The sequence below is a fragment of the Paenibacillus yanchengensis genome (assembly GCF_042684845.1).
Taxonomy (GTDB): domain Bacteria; phylum Bacillota; class Bacilli; order Paenibacillales; family Paenibacillaceae; genus Pristimantibacillus; species Pristimantibacillus yanchengensis.
Genome location: NZ_JBHUMH010000016.1, coordinates 325592 through 348947, shown reverse-complemented (window position 1 = coordinate 348947; position 23356 = coordinate 325592). Strand labels below are relative to the sequence as shown.

Below are 23356 nucleotides of genomic sequence, written 5' to 3'. Positions count from 1 at the left end.
CTAGTAATTGTTTTAATTCCATTAACCTGCTGTAGCTGATTGCACCATTGCAGGATGGATAATCGCTTGATAACTACCGTCTTGTGCCAGTTTCCCACCGTCCAAACCAATTAGTATTTTGTCCGTTTGAATCAGTTGTCCATTGATATTGACTACAGCGTAATCTGGTTTTAAAGCTAACATAAATTGTCCATTCCGATTAATACCGCGGTAAGGAACAAATCGTAATCGATCGGAAAATTGATGTACAGTATCTTCATCATTCATCTTCATCACCAGTTGATCCACATTGCCATTTACAATCGTTGCAACCCAATTTGCCGGCAAATCTTCTTTCCAAAGCGATATTTCTGTTACCATTACTGGTGTGCGAGTTAATGGATCATACAGTTGATTACCGGTATCGATCAATCCAGTACATTTCCATTGTTGATTTTTAATTACAATTTCTACTGTTGCCAAATGAGTTTCTATCATCTCCCGTTCTCTTTTTTGGACTAATACTGCTCGATATAAATAAATACCGATAAAAAAAGCTACAAAAAAATAAAATAAACCAAACTTTAATTCCACACTCCAACTATTTCCTGTACTAATGATCGATCGCCAAACCTGATCTGATTGTTTCAATAACATATAATAAATCCCAATAATCGCACCCGCAGCTACAAAATTGACGGCATAAAAAGCAGCTATTGTGCGCAAATAATGTTGTAATGAATGAAAACCAAATGCTATGAATAACATAACTAATGAGAATACAACTTTAATTAAAAACGAAAATAAAAACGATAATGTTGGAAATAGCATAACAATGGTGTAACATGCTCCAAGAAGTGCGGCAGCAAGTAAACGCCAGCGATTTATTTTTTGCTGCCGTACCCAAGCTGTTGTCCATAGTACCGCAATATCTACTAACAATTCTCGTAAAAACAAGATGTCTATGTAGACCGCCAATTCATTCACCTACCTGTCTATCGGTCTTAGACATAAGTAATAATAACGTCTTAAATAAAGCAACTGCATACAGTATAGTAAACTATGAATTCAAAGTCTGTCTTAATTTGGCGACTCAATTCCTCTAGTTTTGTCGAGTGAACAAATAAGAAACGACGATTGTTGTAAACAGTATTTGTTTAAAAGAAAATTACAGCTTTAAAACACAAAAAAAGCAATTCGCTTAGATATCGTCTAAACGAATTGCTTTTTTCACTTATCCTTCTATTAACGATCATTACGCGGTTGTTTACGTAAAAATGCTGGAATTTCCAGTTGATCACTGGATGGGCTAGATCCAAAAGGTCGGACGCTAGATTGTGAAGATGTACCGCCTGACTCGCCGCCATCTTGTTGCCCCGATGATGGTTTGCGTGCTGGTGTTGGCGCTTTATGTTCGAATCCAGTCGCAATAACAGTAACTTTAATATCTTCTTTCATATCTTCATCAATAATTGCACCAAAAATCATGTTCACTTCAGGATCAGAAGCTGAAATAACGATTTCAGCAGCTTCATTTACTTCGTAAAGTGATAAGTTGCTTCCACCCGTAATATTCATAATAACACCACGAGCTCCATCGATAGATGTTTCTAGTAATGGGCTCATAATTGCTTTGCGTGCTGCTTCTGCCGCTCGGCTCTCGCCACTTGCAACACCAATTCCCATCAATGCTGAACCACGCTCTGTCATAATTGTTTTTACGTCAGCAAAGTCAAGGTTAATAAGCCCTGGCACTGCAATAAGATCAGATATACCTTGTACAGCTTGTCTTAGTACGTTATCTGCTTCACGGAAAGCTTCTAGCATTGGTGTTTTCTTATCTACAATTTCAAGCAATCTATCATTAGGAATAACGATAAGCGTGTCTACTTTTTCTTTTAACGCTTCTATTCCAAGCTCGGCATGGCTAGAACGTTTGCGACCTTCAAATGTAAACGGTCTAGTGACAACACCAACAGTTAGCGCACCACACTCACGAGCAATTTCTGCTATAACGGGAGCAGCTCCTGTTCCTGTTCCACCGCCCATACCAGCAGTAACAAAAACCATATCAGAACCTTTTAATTGATTCATAATGATTTCTCGGGATTCTTCTGCTGCTTTTTTACCTACATCTGGATTTGCTCCGGCTCCTAAGCCGCGAGTTAGTTTATCACCAATTTGTAATTTATGTTCTGATTTTGCTAAGTGAAGTGCTTGAGCATCTGTATTTACTGTAATAAACTCTACACCCTTAACACCATTCTCTATCATTCGATTAACAGCGTTGCTACCGCCGCCACCTACGCCGATTACTTTTATTTGAGCTAGTTGTTCCAGCTCTAGATCGAATTCTAACATCTTTCCTTGTCCCCCAGTCAAATAAATTCATTAAACATATTTTTTAATCGCTCAATCATACCGGGTTTAGATGATGCTGCGGGACTAGCTTTCCGGCTAGGAGCAGCTTTTTTCTCCGTTCCGCCACTACCGCTACCTGCTCCCATATACTTCGAAACATACTGGATCATACCGACTCCGCTGCTATATGCCGGATCCTTCACGCCTATGTAATTCGGCAAAGCAATGCGCACCGACGCATCTAACTCTCGCTGGGCAAGCTGGGCAGTTCCAGGCAGAGATACCGTTCCTCCCGTAAGTACATAACCAGTTTCTTTTTCTCCGTATCCAAGTCGATCTACTTCTTGTCGAATTAAATGGAATATTTCTTGCATACGCGGTTCTATAATACTAACTAAATCTTGTTGTGTAAATTCTTTTTCCAAATTACTACCCATTCTCGTTACTTTGAAAGTAATACTTTCATCCGCTTCTTCTACAGATGCACCGCCAAACTTAATTTTCAATCGTTCTGCATGGTCTGTATGTGTTCGTAATCCGTATGCAATATCATTCGTTACATATTCACCACCGATTGGTATCGTAGAAATAGCAGATAACCCTCCTTGATCGAAGATAGCAACCGTTGTAGATCCTGCCCCAATATCAGCAAGTACAGTGCCTACCATTCTTTCATCTTTCGATAGAGTCATCATACCAGAAGCTAATGACAGCAAAATAACGCCCGATATACGAAGTCCGGCCTTCTCTACACATCTCATTAGATTATGGATGGCTGTTTTCGTACCGGTTACGATAGTCGCTTCTACTTCTAATCTTACACCAATCATACCACGTGGATCTGCAATACCTTCTAATCCATCTACCAAATACTGTTTTGGAACAAGATTAATAATTTCCCGCTCTGGTGGTAGAGCTACCACTTTCGCCGCTTGTAGTACTCTTTCTATATCTTCTTCCCCTATTTCACGATCCTCATTCGATACCGCTACAACACCATGGTTCGTCTGCAAAGCAATATGATTACCTTGAATGCCCACATAAACCTCGGATATTTGTATATCGACCATTCGTTCCGCATGTTCGATAGCATTGCGAATTGACTTTACCGTTTGATCAATATCTACGATTGCACCTTTACGGATACCTTCTGAGTCAGCTGATCCAACTCCAATAATATTAATGGCTCCATCATTCAATTCACCAATAATAGCTCGAACTTTGGATGTACCGATGTCCAAACTGACGATTATGTCATTGTTGCTCAACTTGCGGCACCTCCATTTCCCATTTTTTATCACAATTTATAATCAACCTCTACGAATAGTGGCTGATATACAAGTTTGTGTTTGATAGTTTTGTTTGCACCATATTGTACATGAATATGCTCTTGTCTACAACTAAAAAGAACACGTTTTTACAATTAGAATACGTTTATTAACATTTTGTTGTAAATACATTAAAATTCTACCATTCTTTGCACCTTTTGAGTAGTCTCGTTTTATTATCACATTTTAATTATACTGTTTATTCCGATTGTACACTAGTATCCTCATCATAATCAAAAGGAACATATGTATCAGCTAGTAACATTGTGATCTTTCCAGGCTCTTGTTGTTCGATTACCGCATTAAGCGCATCAATTTTGTCTGGAAGAACAGAAACAGCAGTAATCACTTCAAATTGCGTTCTAGTATACATCCTTATTCTATCAGGATATGCATTAGATGGTACAGGTATAATTTCTGACAAATCTGACAGCTGTTTGGCAGGGATTAACGCTAGTTGTTCAGCTAACTGTTGTTTAATCGGATCATCCGCTAACCATCCGGTTAATACCGGTTTATCCATTACGATATCTTTTGTATGATCGATAGGCACCGATGTTCCACTAGCTAGTATCGCATACAATGTGCCGTCTTCCGCGATATCAAATGCTACTGTTGGTTGCTCTATTATTTTAATCTGGATAACGCCAGGAAACTTTTTGCTTACTTCCGCAGACTGAACTTCAGGCAACGTTAACAAACGTTTTTTAATTTTGGACGAAGACGTTTGGAAAAATGCATCTCCCTTTGCTAAACCAGAAACTTGTACAATTTCAGTATGCTTAGTTAATGCTGTGCCGCTAATTCGAATATCTGAAATTTTACCTAATGAGGAGTTAAAAAAGAGTACTGCTAATAATACGAGGAACAATAATATTAATATAAATAGCAGTTTTTTATTTATTTTCTTTTTCACTTCTGGCTCTTGCAAAACCGGTAATTGCTTATCCACAGCTTGTCCCTTCTTTCTTTGAAACAAAAGCCCATCCATCAGCGGGCTTCTTATTAGAATTATACCGCTAGAGTGGCTGTATCATAATATATCAGCTCACTCTTTGCAGTATATAACATCACATATAGTCGTTATGGACTAATTGTTGACTGACGAGTAATATCGGCACCGAGAGAAGCTAATGTCTCCTCTATACGGTCATATCCACGATCAATGTGATGAATCTGCTCCACTACGGTTCGACCTTTAGCAGCCAGCCCTGCAATAACAAGAGCAGCTCCTGCTCTTAAGTCCGTAGCTTCCACAGTGGCACCATACAATCGCTGTACACCTCGTATAAACGCAATGTTCATATCTACTCTAATATCTGCACCCATTCTACTCAATTCTCCCACATGCATAAACCGACCTTCGAAGATTGTTTCTTTCAACAAACTGACACCATCTGCTAGCGACAGTAATACCATCAACTGTGACTGAAGATCGGTCGGAAATGCTGGATAAGGAGACGTAACTACTCTTTCAATTGCTTTCGGTCGTCCTGAATTGCTAACTATTATTATATCATTATCAATGATAATTTGAACACCCGCTCGACGCATCACGTGAATTAAACTAGTTAAATGAGCAGGTTGCGTATTATGCAGTGTAACGTTTCCTCTCGTAACTGCGGCGGCGACCATCATCGTACCAGTAACAATTCGATCTGGAATAACGCGATAACGACAAGGCTGTAATTGTTCTACGCCTTCAATTGTAATCGTGTCCGTTCCTGCCCCAATTATATTGGCACCCATAGCAATTAAAAAGTTTTGCAAATCTTGAATTTCCGGTTCACGGGCTGCATTACTAATCGTCGTTCTACCTTTTGCAAGAACAGCTGCCATCATAATGTTTTCCGTTGCCCCTACGCTTGGAAAGCTCAGATGAATATCAGCACCATAAAGTTGCTTCGCGCGGCATACTATTAAACTGCCACTCTCTTCTATTTCGGCACCGAGTGCTTTCAATCCTTCTAAATGCAAATCAATCTTTCGTTCTCCAATTGCACAGCCGCCAGGCTGATACACTTTCGCTTCTCCAAATCGGGCCAACAATGGGCCCATTAAAAAGATAGAAGAACGCATTTGTCTCATTAATGTTTCGGGAACATGCGGCGAATGGACTAGTTCTGTATTAATAGTTACGATCTTTTCATTATGCTCTGCTTGACAGCCTAGTTCTCGTAAAATAGATAGCATGACTTGAATATCCAACAAATCAGGAACCTGCTCAATAATAAACTTACCTGAAGCCAGCATACTGGCAGCCATAATAGGTAATGCTGCATTTTTCGCTCCTTGGATCGCTATAGATCCTGATAGCGGTCTGCCGCCTTCAATGACTAATTTGTCCAATGTATCACCTCCGAATTAACACTCACCAACAAAATATCGCATGATTTTTGAGGTGAGAACTACGTCAATCACTCTAGAGTATTGCTTACATTACTCCACAGTAACTTGAAAATTCGTGACACATCAGATGTAAAAGGCGCGCGCCGCTTTCTGTCTGAATATCGGTTGCCAGTAACTTCTCTTACAAATACTGTACGGCAAATCGTCACGTTTATAGGGTATCATATGCTCTTGTTAGCCTATGTGTGACAACTGCCTATCCGACTATATTAACGTTTAATAGCTTGCAAAATCTGATCAATGCGCAACGCTGCATCCGGTACAGCAAGCTTGCGTGCCGCTTCCGACATCTGTGACAATCGATCTTTATTCGTAAATATTCGTTCAATAGTCGCATATAGCTTCTTACCGCTTAATTCCTTCTCCAAAATTAACTCAGCAGCACCAGCATCTACTAACGTTCTCGCATTTGCTTCTTGATGGTTGTTAGTTACATTGGGTGACGGAATTAAAATAGATGGCAACCCAAGTGCTGTCATCTCCGCCAATGACGATGCACCAGAACGACTAATTACCAATTTTGCATCACGCAATAAAGCAGGCATTTGATGTGCATATGGCAGAACGATTAAGTTTTTGGATTGTCGTACTCCCATCGCTTGTAGTTTAGCAAGTGTCGATTCGTAATACAGTTCACCAGTAATGAAAACAAATGTTAAAGGAGCCAATTTGGGCAAATATTCAGCCATTTCTAACAATGCATCGTTAAATGCCTTTGCCCCTCGACTTCCCCCAACCATAATGACCATCTCGGCATCGCGTGGCAGTGAAAGTTGTTTCAAACCTTCGCCAGCACGTGTTTCTAATACATTTGTAGCACATGGATTACCGGTTAACGATACTTGCTTTGCTTTAGGAAATAAGGATGATGATTGCTCAAAACTAATTCCTACCGCACTAGCATACTGCGATAAAAACTTATTCGTTAACCCTGGAATGGCATTTTGTTCATGAATAAATGTTGGAATACCTAACTTTGCAGCAGCATAAACGACCGGACCACATACATAACCACCTGTCCCAACGACTACTTCTGCCCGAAATTGTTTGAGTAGTTGTTTAGCACGCTGTGTCCCTTTTAAAAATCGAATTACCGTCTTTACATTTTCCACTGATATTGAACGACGAAAGCCCGTTATTTCGATTGCTTCAAATGGGATATTACTATCCGGTACAATTTTACTCTCTAATCCACGTTCCGTTCCGATATAAAGTAACTCCGTTTGCTGATGCTGCTGTCGCATATACTTTCCGATTGCGAGTGCAGGATAAATGTGTCCGCCTGTTCCTCCACCTGTTAAAACGATCCGCATCGCCTAGTTCACCTCGAATATCGCGAAATATTTAATAAAATCCCTAATGCTGTAAGTAATAATGTCAAGGAAGATCCACCATAACTAATTAAAGGTAACGTAATACCTGTAACGGGCATCATGCCTATGACAACCCCAATATTAATCAGCACCTGCACACCAATAATGCTAGTTATACCAGTAGCTAGTAAACTACCGAATATATCGGGAGCTGCAATCGCTGTTCGTATTCCACGCCAAACTAAAATTAAAAATAAAACAATTAAAGTTGCGCCACCGATAAAACCTAATTCCTCTGCCAAAATAGAAAAAATGAAATCTGTCTGTGGTTCTGGCAAATAACTAAATTTTTGTCTACTCATCCCTAGCCCTAGCCCTACCAAACCACCAGGTCCAATAGCAAACAATGATTGTATAATTTGATAACCACTGCCGAGCGGGTCAGACCAAGGGTCTAGAAATGCTGTAATGCGTTGTAGACGGTACGGAGCAGCTATAATCAACCCTACTAACCCAGCAACACCGACGAGTGCTATAGAGCCCAAATGAGCGATTCTAGCTCCTGCTACATAAATAAGCAATACGGACGCTCCGACCATTACTACACCTGTACCTAGGTCAGGCTGCAACATAATTAATGCAAATGCAGTACCCATAAAAGCAAGTGACGGCAATAGTCCCTTTGTAAAATGAGTAATTTGTTGTTGTCGTTCTGACAACCATTTGGATAAAAACAAAACCATCGCTAATTTCATAAATTCTGATGGCTGAATACCGAAGGAACTAATACCTAACCAGCTTCGTGCTCCACCACGTACAACTCCAATACCCGGTATCAATACGATAACTAACAAAACAAAACAAATAATAAGTATCGTCGGAGCGAACTTTTTCCATGTAGAATAGTGTATTCTCATCATTAATAGTAAAGCGCCAATACCTAAGCCAGCAAATAACACTTGCCGTTTCACAAAATAAAATCGATCACCAAACTGATTAAATGCGAGTACAGCACTAGCACTGTAAACCATCACCAAACCAATGACTAAAATAAGAACAATTGCCAACAGCATATAAATATCTGGGGCAGATCGCTTTTTTGGCATCATTAAACGCACCTCTAACATATTGAAAGTAGGGACAGGCCCCCTACTACAAGGTATGCGTCGAATTTTTAAACATGCTTCCTCTTTGTTCGAATGAATCAAACATGTCCCAACTTGCACAAGCTGGTGAGAGTAATACAATATCTCCTGGATTAGCAAGAGATGCTGCTTTTCTAGTTGCCTGTTGCATCACTTTTTCGACGTCCTCATCAGGTTCGACGATTTCGATGCATATTAAACCTGCTTGTTTGGCAATTTCCGCCAACTTAAACCTTGTTTGCCCCAGCAAAACTACCGCCTTCACTCTCTCCTTCATTAAAGGTAACAGCTCGCTGTAGTCAGAACCTCGATCAAGCCCGCCAGCAATTAAAATTACTTTTTCGGGTAAAGAAGATACGGACATCATTGTTGCTACAGCATTTGTAGCTTTAGAGTCATTATAGTACGCTACACCATTCATTTCTCGAACAAATTCCAAGCGATGCTCCACACCTTTAAATTGGCAGAGCTCCGCTACTACTTGCTGAGGTTTAACACCTGTCGCAATAACAATCGCCAGAGCAGCTAATGCATTGGCAACATTGTGTTTTCCGGGAATAGACAGATCCCGTACCTTCACAATTTGCACTGCCTCTTGCTCTATTTCACTATCACTCGCCTCTTCACGATATACTATATACCGCTCCTCCAGTAGAGATGGATCAGTGTTGAGCGGCTCCGCAGCATCCTTCTTATAAGGTGGGCTGACATAAACACCATAAGGTAATTGTTCATATAATGAAAATGGTATTTTTTTTGCATCACTCTTCTCTATCATCCGATTACATAGTGGATCATCTGCATTCCAAATCGCATAATCGGTTGTCGTTTGGTTGCGAAAAATGTTACTTTTTGCTGTGACATAATCGTCCATACTACCATGATAATCCAAATGAGTTTCTGAAATATTTAACAAGACAGCGATGTGCGGTTGAAAATTAACAGTTCCTTTGAGCTGAAAACTGCTAAGCTCCGCAACTAACCAATCATTGACAGTAGCTTCATGCGCCGCTTCACTTAGTGGTCTACCAATATTTCCGGCTACAATTGGCAACAAGCCTGCCGCTTTTAGCAACAAGCCTGTTAAGGATGTCGTTGTCGTCTTTCCATTCGAACCCGTAATACCAATAATCGGTGCTGGAGATAAATAATAAGCTGCTTCTACTTCTGTAATAATAGGGATCTGTAATTGCTGGGCTGCAATAACAGGCGGAGCACTATATGGTATCCCTGGATTTTTTATAAGCAAAGCAGTCTCACTTGTAACTAAATCAGCGGGATGAGAACCACAAATAACGATAATGCCCATTTGCTCTAGTTCATCTGCCTCACTGCAAAGTTTCCTATCTTTCATATCATTAATAGTAACTTTTGCTCCATACTGGTGAAACAGCTTAGCAATACTAGCGCCACTTCTCGCCATACCAAGCACTACTACCCGTTTATTGCTATAAGACGATGGATGATACATAGTGACAATCCTTTCTATAATGAATAAGCATTATATGAATATTAAGCCAAGCCCTACAATGGCAAACAGTAACCCTACTGTCCAGAACACGAAAACCACTTTCCACTCTGACCAACCACTTAATTCAAAATGATGATGAATCGGACTCATTTTAAAAATTCGTTTCCCACGTAACTTGAAAGAACCTACTTGCAATATGACGCTAAGCATTTCAATAACGAACACACCGCCAATAATAATAAGCAACAATTCCGTTTTGGTCAATATGGCTACAGCCGCAATTCCTCCACCGATACCAAGTGACCCCATATCACCCATAAACACTTTAGCAGGATGAGCATTAAATACAAGGAAACCGAGTACAGCACCGATCATTGCTACTGAGAAAACAGCTGATTCCACTGCATTTACTTGCAAAGCTATTATGGCAAAAGCACCAAAGGCGATAGCACTTGTACCAGCTAACAAACCATCTACCCCATCCGTAAAGTTAACGGAATTACTAGCAGCGAACATAATTATAATAACAAAAGGATAGTAAAACCAGCCCATATCAAATGACACGCCAGTGCCTGGTATACTAATTTCTGTACTATGACCCATATTAAATAACAATGCACAAACGATCAATGCAAACAATAATTGCCCAATTAATTTTTGAATTGCTGTTAAACCAAGCGAACGCTTAAATACAATTTTAATATAATCATCTAAAAATCCGACTAATCCAAAACCAAGTGCAGCGGTTAACAACACCCAAAATGCTGGTGTAAAGTCAGCGAAACGCAAAAAAGCAATCGTTGCTGCCACCATAATAATGATGCCGCCCATCGTTGGTGTTCCGCTTTTTTTCAAATGACTTTCAGGACCATCATCACGAATTTGCTGTCCAAACTTTAGGCGTCGCAACAATGGAATAAGTAATGGCCCTAAAATAACTGCTATTAAAAAAGAAACTCCGATTGTAAACAACATGACCATTATATCCATTAGTTCACCCCTTTTCTAGTAACGTCACAACTTCTTCCATTTGCATGCCACGCGATCCTTTGACAAGCACCACATCTTCTGCAGTAAGTTGTTGTTTTAACCAATCGACGAGTTGTTCCTTTTGTTGAAAATGGTACGCAGTAGACGATGCTTTTCCCTCGTTAGCCACTCGGATCGTCTCAACTGTCAATGGACCATAGCCTAATAACACATCAATAGGATGATTAACTACATATTCCCCAATTTCTTCATGCATGTTCCGCTCTTGCTCCCCGAGATCAAGCATATCACCCAATACTACAAACCTTCGTTTGTAATTTGATAAACCAGCAACATAATCGATAGCAGCCTTTACCGAGCTTGGACTAGCGTTGTAGCAATCATTAAATAATTTCGCACCGTTAAATGCAAGTGTAGATTCTATTCTCATACCAGTAATTTGCGCTGTTAATAGGCCTTGTTTAATTTTCTCTGCTGAAACTCCAAAAAAACGAGCTGCTGCAATAACAGCAAGCGCATTGCTAATATTATGCTTACCAGGCACTTTTAATACGACATTTTCCAGACTACTCGATTCACCGTTATAATAAACGTTAAATTCCGATTTATCTTCAGCCAGAGCTACTATTGCTGCCGACCAATCATTATGTGATAACAAACCGAACGTTCGCGTGTCAAACGTCATTTCATCTATACTTTTTTCTTGCATTTGTTGTGTTAGTATATCGTCATCACCGTTTATAAGTAACAATCCTTGTTCGTTAAGCCCTGTTATTATTTCTAGCTTCGCCTTAGCGATCCCTGCCCGTGAACCTAGCGAGACCATATGGGATTCGCCGATATTAGTAATAATAGCAGCATCGGGCTGCGCAATATTACTTAATAGCTCAATTTCACCAAATTCGCTCATTCCCATTTCCAACACAGCTACTTCCGTTTCTTCCGCTAGTTGTAATATAGTTAATGGCAAACCGATTTCGTTATTTAAATTACCTTCCGTTTTATGTACGTCATAGACTGTTGCAAGCACAGCAGCAAGCAAATCTTTCGTTGTTGTCTTTCCATTGCTGCCTGTCACTCCAATTACTCTCGTCATTAATTCACTGCGATAAGCTTTTGCTAATTGTTGTAATGCTATCAATGTATCTTTCACCAAAATACGTGGTATGGTAGTCAGTTCTTCCGGTAAAGAACGATTCGCCTGCCATAGCATAGCAGATGCCCCTTGCTCCATCGCTTGCTTGGCAAACTGATGACCATCAAACCGTTCACCAACGATTGGAACAAACAATTGTCCAGGTCGCACACTGCGAGAATCAATCGCCACCCCTTCGATAATAGTCGTGGGTTCAAACCCGCGACTATTACCGCCACACATTTCCGCTACTTGTTTTAATGTTCTTTTAATCACTGTTATAATCCCCTTATCGCCTCTTTAGCTACTATTCGATCATCAAATGGGTGGGAAACACCATCAATTAATTGATATGTTTCATGACCTTTCCCCGCTATTAATACTACATCTGATGGACCTGCCATTTCAATTGCTTTTTTTATCGCTTCGCGACGATCACTAATCAATTGATGCTGTTTATGAAGCAACTGCAACGACTCTATCCCTTGTTCTATCTCCTTCATAATCAATGCTGGATCTTCGCTACGTGGATTATCAGACGTTACAATGACATGATCAGATAGCGTAGCCGCTATTTTCCCCATCAGCGGTCGTTTTGAACGATCTCGTTCCCCACCACATCCAAACACAGTTATTAGCTTTCCATCTGTTATTTCACGAACGGCATACAACACGTTTTGCAGCCCGTCTGGTGTATGTGCATAATCAATGTATACGGAGAACTTTTGATTACTCTCCACTTTCTCTACTCTACCAGGCACTCCACATAAATCAGCCAATGCGTCTCGGATTGTCTCCAAGCTTATATTTTCTAATAAAGCTGCTGTTATCGCTGCTAGTGCATTATATATATTAAACTTTCCTGCTAGTGGCAATTCAATTAAACACGATCCTCGGAAACTGTGCAACATAAATCGACTACCATGATGACTAATTTGAATATTCGTCGCTCTCACATCTGCTTTATTTTCAATGCCATAAGTAACTACTTCTACAGCTGTAGATGCTGCATAACGTTTGGCGACTTGATCATCCGCATTTAACACAGCGTAACTGCGCTGCTGTTCATCTCGATAAAATCGATTACCAAGCCTGCTAAAGATTAATCCTTTCGCTGCTTCATATCGACTCATCGTTTGATGATAATCGAGATGATCTTGGGTTAGATTGGTAAATATAGCCGTTCGAAAGGAACAGCCCAACACTCTACCTTGCTCTAAAGCATGAGAAGAAACTTCCATCACACAATAATCGATTTGTTCATCACGCATATTTGCAAAAAAGTGCTGTAGTTCTAAAGAATGTGGTGTAGTTTGTAACATCGGAAACTTTTTATCTGCATAACGCATTTCAATCGTCCCAATAACACCAGTCCTTTTTTCTGCAAACTCCAGCAATCGCTCTAACAAATACGTCGTCGTCGTTTTACCATTCGTCCCCGTTACACCGATCAGACTAAGTTTTTCGAGTGGATAATCATAATAATAAGTAGCTATCATCGCCATCGCTCGTACACTATCGTTTACCAATAATTGAGGGATCGTTATGTCCAGAAGTTTTTCAGTGACGATAGCAACTGCGCCATGCTCTATTGCTTCTTGCACAAACTGATGCCCATCTACACGGTAACCATGCAAACAAACAAACAGATCTCCTGGTACTACTTTGCGGGAATCATTCGTCATACCAGTAATAACTACATCTGATTCATAGAACCATCGTGCAGTTATTAACAATTTGGTCAATTCACCACATTTCATTTGCTTAACCATCTGCTTCTAGCCTCCCAATAATACGCTATGGGAATACTATATGCTACAAATAACAATCTGGTTAATCGCCTATATCACTCTCTTTACCCAAATAAATCCGGATGGTCGAGCCCCGCTCTATCCGTTCCCCTGCTGCCGGCGCTTGTTTCACAACTACTTTACCTGCACCAGCTGCCGATAAATTAAAGTTCATATTCATATCTTCATAAATATCAATCGTTGTTTTGCCGACCAAGTTAGGAACGGTAACAATTGGCGTTTCTCCATAACGATAGTCACGGGCAATTTGATCTTTACGCTTAGGCACTTCTAATATTTGAAGCGCATCTTCTAATATGTTGCGGACGATAGGTGCAGCTACTAAACCGCCGAATTGAATCCCTTGCGGATTATCAACCGCGACATAGACGACGATTTCCGGATCATCTGCTGGCGCAAAACCAATAAAAGAAACAATATGTTCATTAGGTGAATAACGTCCATTTATAACTTTTTGAGCAGTTCCTGTTTTGCCACCAACACGGTACCCATCGATAAATGCATTACGACCAGTTCCTTTGGCAACAACACTTTCCAACGCATCTCGCACTTGTTTCGACGTTCCCTCCGAAACCACTTCTCGCACTACTTCTGGCTCAACAGCTTGCACTGTTTCTCCTGTTTCTCGATTAAGCCAAGATTTCACGACATAAGGCTTATACAATGTACCGCCATTAATAGCTGCGGACACAGCTGCCACTTGTTGAATCGGAGTAACGGAAACACCTTGTCCGAATGCAGTCGTAGCTAGCTCCACTGGACCTACTTGACTTAGTTTAAATAGAATGCCGTTTTCTTCACCACTAATATCAATCCCTGTTTTTTTACCAAATCCAAAGTCTTTAATATATTGAAAGAGCGTCTCTTTTCCCAGTCGATTTCCTAGTGTTACAAACCCTGGGTTACAAGAGTTCTCCACTACTTCCAAAAACGTTTGACTACCATGCCCTCCACGTTTCCAACAACGTAGCCGCGCTCCACCAACTTCTATTGAACCAGGATCAAAAAAATGTTCATGTATCAAATTCACTTTCTTTTCTTCCAGAGCAGCTGCTAGTGTAATAATTTTAAACGTGGAACCAGGCTCATACGTCATCCAAATAGGTAAATTACGATTATAAACTTCCTGTGGTACATCTTTATATTGATCCGGTCGATAAGTAGGTCTACTAGCCATACCTAAAATTTCGCCTGTTTTTGGATTCATAGCAATGCCGATAACGTGGTCTGCATGAAGCTCCGTCAATGCTAATTCCAATTCTCGCTCCACAATGCTCTGAATATCTTTATCCAAAGTTAACTGCATCGTCAACCCTTCTTTGGGTTCGACATACACATCGGAAGAATTCGGCATCTGTCTACCAGCGGCATCAGACAAAAAGGAGATATTGCCAGCAACACCGCTTAACTCCTCATTATACTTCGCTTCCAGCCCGGTAAGACCTTGATTGTCAATCCCTGTAAAACCAAGGACATGCGCTGCTAAACTACCATAAGGATAATATCGCTTATTATCTTCTGCTACAACAATACCTGGCAGTTGCAGCTCTTTAATGGCTGCTGCTTTTTCAATGGTCACTTTTCGCCCACCAGGTCCTAATTGTACAAGCATTTTTTTGGTATTTATTTTTTCAAGCACGACATCTTCCGTCATACCGAGCATATTTGCTAATTGCTTAGCAGTCGCCGGCTTATCTTTTATTTGGACTGGTATGGCCCAAACAGTGGGTGAACTAATATTATAGGCTAACTGTGTCCCATTACGATCCCAAATTTCTCCACGCTTTTCGATGTATGGAATATTGCGTCGCCAGGAATCTTCTGCCTTCTCTGATAATTGTTCCCCTTGCCCCAATTGTACAAACGCTAATCGTATAATAAGTGCCAAAAAAACAAGTGCAGCTAATAATAACAATAAATACAAACGACGTCGTAACGTCATTGCCGATACTTTCATTCGTTCTCCCCTCCGCAACTAAACTTGGAAAGCATGTACAAAATGCTAATACCAGTCTATTCAATCGCATTTCGGGATAGAACAAGCGTAGATCGATAATGAGTTAGTTTGCTGGAGCAGAACTTTCTTCAGTTGGAGACTCTTCTATAGCTTCTTCCTCTTCTGCTACTTGCTCTTCTTCGCCTGCCTCCGAGTCTTCTTCTGACTCCGGAACCTCATCTGTTGGATCAACATAATATTCTGCTGCTTCAGAGCCAGCGGGTGGAGCTAGAACTATTTTCAGCTGTCGCACATTATTTTCGACTATTTCTTGTTGCGAAACAATGTACCCTTCTCCTTGTACGACTAACTTTACTCCTACGATAGAACTGATTTCTAATGCGTCTCGTAAAGAAGCACCTGTCAAATCAGGAATGCCTAAATTTTCTTCTTGTTCCGTTATCAAATACACTTTTTGTGTCGGATGCGCCACTGTTTTCGCTGCCGGCACTTGTTTAACAACAGAAGTACCTGTACCGATAATTTCAAAATTCATGCCGAGTCCTTTTACCTGTTCCCGAGCATGGGCTACTTTTTTCTTCGTCACATCTGGAATGATAACACTAGCTTCTTTTTTGCCTGCTTGATCAGTACCTGTATCATAGTTCGGTTGAACTCCCATTTTACGCAAACTATTTAACATAATTTCTTTAAACGCTGGAGCAGCAACTGATCCACCACCTGCTAGCGCTCCACTCGGCTCATCAACAACAACGTACACAACAATTTGTGGATCTTCTACTGGTGCATAGCCGATAAAAGACACGACAAATTTATTTTCGGAATAACCACTCTTTCCCGCAGCAGCTTTTTGTGCTGTACCGGTTTTCCCTGCGACGCGAAATCCTTCAATATAAGCATGACGACCCGTTCCTCGTTGTTGATCGGAAACGACTTGTTCCAAATATTCATTGACTAATTTCGACGTTTTCTCGGATACGACTTGTCGCACAAACTCTGGTTCTCGTACAGTCGTCGTATTGGTTTCCATATCGGTTATTTCTTTAATAATTTGTGGTTTATATAATTTCCCGCCATTAGCTACAGCTGCAACCGCAACCGCTTGTTGTAGTGGCGTTACTTGTACAACCCCTTGCCCAAACGTTGCTGATGCAACGTCTCGTGGCCAATGAAAATCAATCGTCCCTGGCAATTCACCGCCTAGATCGATACCTGTCTTTTGACCAAAACCAAAATTAGCGTAATATTCTTTTAACTTTTCTTTTCCTAGTCGTTCATAACCCATTTTGACAAAAGCAACGTTACTTGAATATTTTACACCTTCTAAAAACGTAATTTGACCCCATCCTACTTTATTATGCTCACTAATCGTACCGCCTGGTACGTTAATTCGACCAGACATGTAAGTTTCTTCAGGATCAAACTGCCCCTCTTCGACAGCTGCAGCTAATGTCATAATTTTAAACGTGGAACCCGGTTCGTATAAAGAACGTACCGCGTGATTATAAGATTCTCCCTCCCAATATTCGTTGGGATCAAAATCAGGTGTATTTGCCATTGCCAATATTTCCATCGTTTTCGGATCTAATACGATAGCAGTCGCACTTTTCGGATCATGTTTTTTGACTACTTCTTTTAGTGCTTCTTCTGCATAGTTTTGGATATCATTATCAATCGTTAACATAATGCGATCGCCATCTTTTGCTGACTTATAATCTACTTCGCCTTGAGAAAGTTGTACACGCATTCCATCCTTTAAATAATGGATGTAGCCATCTTCCCCTGTTAATTGTTCATCAAAATAATATTCCAATCCTGTCTTCGTATCTCGATCCAACGTCATATAACCAAGTATGTGCGATGCGCGTTTTCTTTTTGGATAATAACGTTTTAACGTTTCTTCCAAATAAATACCGCTGCCTACATTTTCTTGAACAAGCAATCCATTTTTTTTCTTGTCTCTAACTTTTTGATTTAACTCTGCACTAAATTCTTTAATTTTGTCTGCTTTTTCCTTATCAATTTGCCAGCCATCTTTGCGCAATTCACGCTGTACATAATAATTGCCGTTTTCTCTTTTGGCTGTTAATTGCTCTAATATGTTTGATTTCGACGTTTCTAAAATTTCCGCAAGTCCTTCTGTTACATCATCTACTATTTCTGATTCATTGATCATTTTTGGATTAAGCATGACGTTATAAGCAATTGTATCCATCGCTAATATGTTACCATCACGGTCGGTAATTTCGCCTCTTTTTGCTGGTAATACTTCCGCAGTGGACCAAATATTTTTGGCCATATCATGCCATTGATCGCCATTTACAATTTGTACATAGAAGATTCTACCAATTAAAATAACAAAAAGGAGGGTGAACAGCCCTCCAAATAGTAGTGTTCTTAGTCTAATTTTTCTCAACATTAATATCACCTTATTTCTCTATAACTACTATATCTCTAATTAGAATTAGTTGGTGTACCACTTTTTTTGACAGAAATACTACTTTCCATGTTGATCGTCATTCCTTGTGTTTCGGCAATTTCTCTAATTCTTTCAGGATCATTTAACATTTCCACTTGCTTTTTCATATCTTCCATCTCTACGATCATCGTTTGATATTGTGAGTTTAGTTGTTTTGTATTCATGCTTAGATCATATATTTGAGCGTATCGAAAAATAATGATTCCCGCAATGATCACACAAGGTATAACGGTAAACAAATAAAGTAGTTTTTCTTTTACAGGTATTGCCTTTTTCTTAATAACTGTTCGTTTCGTTTCTCGATATTGCGGTTGTTTTTTCGGTTGCTCTTGTTTCGGTTTTGGTTTAAGTGCCAAGTTGCCACTCGTATAGGCCATTTTCATTCCCCCTACAATTTTTGTGCAATTCTTAGCTTCGCAGAACGAGATCGACTATTACTTGCTATTTCTTGTTCTGATGGCAAAATTGGCTTACGCTTAACTAACTTAAGCTCCCCTTTTCGTTCACATACACAAAGTGGAAAATCAGGAGGACAGCTACACTTTTCAATATAACTAACAAATAACTGTTTACAAATCCGATCTTCTAAGGAATGAAAAGTAATAACAGCTAAACGTCCTTCCGGAGCTAGACAGCGGACCGCTTGTTCCAATGCTGTTTCCTCAGCTCCAAGCTCATCGTTCACTGCAATTCGTAGCGCTTGAAAAGAACGACGTGCTGGATGCGGACCACTTCTGCGAGTAGCAGCAGGTATTGCTTCTTTAATGATCTCTGCTAACTCAGCAGTATTGGTTATCGGTTCAACTTGCCGTTTTTTTACAATATTTCGTGCAATTTGTCGAGCAAATTTTTCCTCACCATACCGATCCAAAATCCGTGTCAATTCTTGCTCTGACCACTCATTGACGATCTCTTTAGCAGTAAGATCACTTGATTGATCCATTCGCATATCGAGTGGAGCATCTTGATGGTAACTAAATCCACGGTCTGCTTCATCAAGTTGCGGACTAGATACACCCAGATCGAACAAAATGCCGTCTACTTGCGGAACTCCGTTATGTACTGGAACTTGACACTTCAACAACTCTTCTTCTAAATACCGAAAATTCCGATGAACTAATGTCACTTTATGAAGATAAGGCGCAAGCTTTTGACGTGCATTATTCAGCGCCAACTCATCTTGATCAAAAGCGATTAAACGACCTTCATCACCAAGTTGTGACAGTATTAGCTCACTATGCCCTGCACCACCAAGTGTGCAGTCAACGTAGATGCCATCTGGTTTAATAGCCAGCCCTTCAACCGCTTCGTGCAATAATACTGTTGTATGCTGAAACATGCTTACATCCTCCTGTTGTCAAACACGCGATTTATTTAAAAATTAAAATCATAATTAACTAATTGCTCTGCCATATCATTGTAAGCTTCTGCGGACTGTTCATAATAACCATCCCATAGCTGCTTACTCCAAATCTCAACCCGACCAGAAATACCTAACACCATACAATCTTTATCTAATTGTGCATATTGTCTCAATTGTGCTGGAATATTTACTCTACCTTGCTTGTCTAATTCACATTCTGCCGCCCCTGAGAAAAAAAACCGTGTAAATGCTCGTGCATCAGCTTTCATTAATGGTAAAGCACGAAGTTTTTCCTCCATTACTTTCCACTCTTCCATCGGGTATACAAACAAGCAATTATCTAGCCCTCTAGTGGCTACAAATACAGGTCCGAGCGCTTCGCGAAATTTGGACGGAATAATTAAACGACCTTTGTCATCTATAGTGTGTTGATATTCGCCCATAAACATACTTCGCTCCACCCCTTCCCCCTATATCACCACTTTACTCCACTTTGTCCCACTAATCTAGTATTATTCGCCAAAAACATAAAAAAACCTGCTTATACAAAGCAGGTTTTTGAAAAAAAATATTTATTGACAGTCTAAATCCAAATTATTCCTTCCAACTAGCCAAATATGTCTTTTGTTGTTCCGATAGTTGGTCTATCGCCATACCTAATGCTTCTAATTTATATTGTGCCACTTGCTGATCGAGTTCATAAGGAACATCAACTACTTGTTTACCAATCTCTTCAAAATGTTCATTCACATATCGCAATGACAATGCTTGTAAAGCAAACGTCATATCCATAATTTCCGCCGGATGTCCATCACCAGCTGCCAAATTAACAAGTCTTCCTTCCGCCAGTAAATAAATACTGCGATCATTCGCTAATTGGAATTGTTCGATATTGTGACGGACTTTTCTAACTTCGCTCGCCATTTCATACAGATCTGGTTTGTTAATTTCTACATCAAAATGACCTGCATTTGCTAGTATCGCTCCATCCTTCATGACAGCATAATGCTCTCGGTGAATAACATCACGATTACCTGTTACCGTTATAAATAAATTACCTAGACGAGCCGCCTCAATCATTGGCATTACTGTAAAACCATCCATATACGCTTCAACAGCTTTAATCGGATCTATCTCAGTAACGATAACATTAGCACCTAATCCTTTTGCTCGCATGGCTACACCCTTGCCACACCAACCATAACCAACAACAACAACCGTCTTACCCGCTACTACTAAATTAGTCGTTCGATTAATACCATCAAATACCGATTGGCCTGTACCATAGCGATTATCAAATAAGTATTTGCAATAAGCGTCATTAACAGCTACCATCGGAAAAGCTAATTGCCCGCTTTGCTGTAATGCTTTTAGCCGAATAATTCCTGTCGTTGTTTCTTCTGCGCCACCACGCAGTTGCTCTCCGTATGAACTATATCCCTCATGTAGCAAAGTTACCAAATCGCCGCCATCATCTATCAATAAATCAGGTTTCGACTTTAATGCTTCGATGTTGAGTGCTTTAAACTCCGCCTCTGTAGGATTATATTTCGCAAAGACAGTAATACCATCCTCCACTAATGCTGCACAGACATCATCTTGCGTCGATAATGGATTACTACCCGTTATTGTTACAGTCGCACCGCCAGCTTGAATGACTTTTGCCAAATATGCTGTTTTTGCTTCCAAGTGTAATGATATGGAAACCTTTAACCCTTTAAACGGTTGCTCTTTCTCAAATTGTTCGCGGATACGATTCAAAACAGGCATATGAGATTGCGCCCAAGCAATTTTCAAATGACCTTCCGCTGCTAATGATGGATCTGCAATAATACTTTGCTCTGTTGCTGTCATGTTATGTCCTCCCGCTTACTCATAATATTTACAAATAAATAATGTAATGTCCGCCTGTCGGTTTATATGGTATCGTCAGTAACTCCTCCAACCACTGCTGTCCATAACGACTTAAATAACTTACTACAGTCAATGCGCGCTCTTGCAATCTATCTGCCGGAGTAATGGTCACTTTAATACGATCAAATTGACGTATCGCAGCTTCAAATTGCTTTTCATGTGCCGCTACTGTTTTTTGCTCCATAAAGCGAATTTGTTCCAATATTTTGTTCAAATTAGTATCGCCAAGCTTAGCTAGTCCGGGTTGAATAGAAACTGCTGTCTGCAACAGCGGCGTATAGCTTTTCGTAAAAGACTCTGCCACAGCAGAAAATTGTTCTTCTAATTGAAGCGTATCTTGCTCTTTCAACCAAGCTGCTTTACACTCGTCGAATCGCTCTATTACATCTGTAAATGATAGTTCGTATTTCTTCATATTTTTGTCCACGACACCATCCAACAGTGTAAATGAAGTACGCGGTATAATGATCGGTTGTTCAAATGCAGCATATGCAAACGCTGTTCCCGTAGCTGCCCAATAGGCGATTTCTCCTGTGCCGAGCACAGTACCTAATACAGGAAATAAAAACTCTTGCATTAACGGTCTAGTTAATACGTTGTTACTTAGTAGCTCTGGCTGTTGCTCTGCTATTTGAAGCAATTGTTCTTTGGTCAATTGAATACGCTGTTTCCGATCAACAAACAATCCATCTTGCTTATACAACAACACACGCTCTCCTTCTAACTCGGGGGCAAAATAAAACAAATTGGAACAGCCTAATTGCGGCTCTACCTGCAATGGATATCCCAATTGCTTTACCTTTTCGGCATCTTTATGATAGGACGCTGCTAAAGCATCGTTATGTTCTATGAAGTATTGAAACATTTCTGACTCTAAATGCCGTAAATTAGGATCATCCGCATCTATTACGATTAACCCTTCCTCTGGAAACAAAGATACCATCATTTTGGCGAACAAATCAGACAATGACTCTGATTGTTCACTATACTGCTGTAATAATGCAAGAAGTGGTTCTTTAAATTCTGTATTTGGCAATATTTCTTCTAATGTAGTAAGTTGCTTTGCCCATTGGTCCACTGTAACTTTGCTTCGACTAACGGAAGTATTTGCTCCCGGAGGACGAGATAAGGTTACTTTTTTTAGTTCTTGTTCCGCCGATAATATATACGTATGATTCACTTCGTCCCAGTCATGATCTTCTCCAGCAATCCAAAATACTGGTACAACTTTTTCTCCTAATAACTCCGTTGCATAGCGAGCCGATTGGATGATAGAAACTACCTTGTATACGACAAGTAACGGACCACTCCATAGTCCTGCTTGTTGACCACCAATAATAACAGGTGAACCTGATGCAATCGAATCTATTGACGAAAATGTAGCAGCACCAGCTCCAGCCTTCTCATTATATGTACGTAGTACAGCAGCTAAATTGCTCCGATCTACTTGATGCTTCGTCTTATTTTGTATCGATTCCAAACGTTGCTTCCAATCTTGTTCCTGAGAAGGATGATATGGAAATAACAATTGTAATTGATCATTCGTTTGTTGGATAAAATCGTTAGAAAGTCGTTGCGCACTACTAAGTGGATGTTGCTCATATCTTATCGTCATGTTGGATTCTCATCCTTGCTCTTTATTTTTTTTCGTTACTAACATTAAGTATATACTAACATGTACGCTCCGATCAAAAAATCGGC

18 protein-coding genes are annotated in these 23356 nt (G+C 40.1%); all 18 read right to left on the bottom strand.

What is annotated here, in order from left to right; genetic code table 11:
- Positions 1-21: 21 nt before the first annotated feature.
- The 18 genes from spoIIGA to bshC all read right to left on the bottom strand — a co-directional run bounded on the left by spoIIGA (position 22) and on the right by bshC (position 23270).
- On the bottom strand, positions 22-957 hold the full coding sequence (gene spoIIGA / locus ACFSTH_RS08940) for a sigma-E processing peptidase SpoIIGA (RefSeq protein WP_377772179.1): 936 nt from the start codon (positions 955-957) through the stop codon (positions 22-24).
- 267 nt (positions 958-1224) lie between these two features.
- A complete protein-coding gene (gene ftsZ / locus ACFSTH_RS08935) occupies positions 1225-2340 on the bottom strand; it encodes a cell division protein FtsZ (protein ID WP_377772181.1) in 1116 nt (371 codons plus the stop codon).
- Between the two features lie 17 nt (positions 2341-2357).
- Positions 2358-3608, bottom strand: a complete 1251-nt coding sequence (gene ftsA, locus ACFSTH_RS08930; RefSeq protein ID WP_377772183.1) for a cell division protein FtsA — start codon at positions 3606-3608, stop codon at positions 2358-2360.
- Positions 3609-3867: 259 nt separating this feature from the next.
- On the bottom strand, positions 3868-4620 hold the full coding sequence (locus ACFSTH_RS08925) for a cell division protein FtsQ/DivIB (protein WP_377772185.1): 753 nt from the start codon (positions 4618-4620) through the stop codon (positions 3868-3870).
- Positions 4621-4751: 131 nt separating this feature from the next.
- Positions 4752-6017: a UDP-N-acetylglucosamine 1-carboxyvinyltransferase gene (murA, locus tag ACFSTH_RS08920; protein ID WP_377772187.1), complete on the bottom strand. Its 1266-nt coding sequence runs from the start codon at positions 6015-6017 to the stop codon at positions 4752-4754.
- A 269-nt stretch (positions 6018-6286) separates the two neighbouring features.
- Positions 6287-7390 carry an undecaprenyldiphospho-muramoylpentapeptide beta-N-acetylglucosaminyltransferase gene (murG, locus tag ACFSTH_RS08915; RefSeq protein ID WP_377772189.1) on the bottom strand — a complete coding sequence of 368 codons (1104 nt, stop codon included), beginning with the start codon at positions 7388-7390 and terminating at the stop codon, positions 6287-6289.
- 8 nt (positions 7391-7398) lie between these two features.
- Entirely contained in the window at positions 7399-8496 is a 1098-nt protein-coding gene (gene spoVE, locus ACFSTH_RS08910) for a stage V sporulation protein E (protein WP_377772863.1), read from the bottom strand.
- Between the two features lie 46 nt (positions 8497-8542).
- On the bottom strand, positions 8543-10006 hold the full coding sequence (murD, locus tag ACFSTH_RS08905; protein ID WP_377772191.1) for a UDP-N-acetylmuramoyl-L-alanine--D-glutamate ligase: 1464 nt from the start codon (positions 10004-10006) through the stop codon (positions 8543-8545).
- Between the two features lie 30 nt (positions 10007-10036).
- Complete coding sequence (gene mraY / locus ACFSTH_RS08900) at positions 10037-10996, bottom strand: phospho-N-acetylmuramoyl-pentapeptide-transferase (RefSeq protein WP_377772193.1); 960 nt, start codon at positions 10994-10996, stop codon at positions 10037-10039.
- Between the two features lie 4 nt (positions 10997-11000).
- Positions 11001-12407 carry a UDP-N-acetylmuramoyl-tripeptide--D-alanyl-D-alanine ligase gene (locus ACFSTH_RS08895; RefSeq protein WP_377772195.1) on the bottom strand — a complete coding sequence of 469 codons (1407 nt, stop codon included), beginning with the start codon at positions 12405-12407 and terminating at the stop codon, positions 11001-11003.
- A gap of 2 nt (positions 12408-12409) precedes the next feature.
- Positions 12410-13891: a UDP-N-acetylmuramoyl-L-alanyl-D-glutamate--2,6-diaminopimelate ligase gene (locus tag ACFSTH_RS08890; RefSeq protein ID WP_377772865.1), complete on the bottom strand. Its 1482-nt coding sequence runs from the start codon at positions 13889-13891 to the stop codon at positions 12410-12412.
- Positions 13892-13964: 73 nt separating this feature from the next.
- A complete protein-coding gene (locus ACFSTH_RS08885; protein WP_377772197.1) occupies positions 13965-15899 on the bottom strand; it encodes a stage V sporulation protein D in 1935 nt (644 codons plus the stop codon).
- A 103-nt stretch (positions 15900-16002) separates the two neighbouring features.
- Positions 16003-18318, bottom strand: coding sequence for a penicillin-binding transpeptidase domain-containing protein (locus tag ACFSTH_RS08880; protein ID WP_377772199.1), 2316 nt, complete (start codon positions 18316-18318; stop codon positions 16003-16005).
- A 35-nt stretch (positions 18319-18353) separates the two neighbouring features.
- Positions 18354-18755, bottom strand: coding sequence for a cell division protein FtsL (gene ftsL2, locus ACFSTH_RS08875; protein ID WP_377772201.1), 402 nt, complete (start codon positions 18753-18755; stop codon positions 18354-18356).
- An 11-nt stretch (positions 18756-18766) separates the two neighbouring features.
- Positions 18767-19717, bottom strand: coding sequence for a 16S rRNA (cytosine(1402)-N(4))-methyltransferase RsmH (gene rsmH, locus ACFSTH_RS08870; protein WP_377772203.1), 951 nt, complete (start codon positions 19715-19717; stop codon positions 18767-18769).
- 35 nt (positions 19718-19752) lie between these two features.
- Entirely contained in the window at positions 19753-20190 is a 438-nt protein-coding gene (mraZ, locus tag ACFSTH_RS08865; RefSeq protein ID WP_377772867.1) for a division/cell wall cluster transcriptional repressor MraZ, read from the bottom strand.
- 145 nt (positions 20191-20335) lie between these two features.
- On the bottom strand, positions 20336-21595 hold the full coding sequence (locus ACFSTH_RS08860; RefSeq protein ID WP_377772205.1) for an adenosylhomocysteinase: 1260 nt from the start codon (positions 21593-21595) through the stop codon (positions 20336-20338).
- A 28-nt stretch (positions 21596-21623) separates the two neighbouring features.
- Entirely contained in the window at positions 21624-23270 is a 1647-nt protein-coding gene (gene bshC / locus ACFSTH_RS08855; protein WP_377772207.1) for a bacillithiol biosynthesis cysteine-adding enzyme BshC, read from the bottom strand.
- Between the last annotated feature and the right edge of the window lie 86 nt (positions 23271-23356).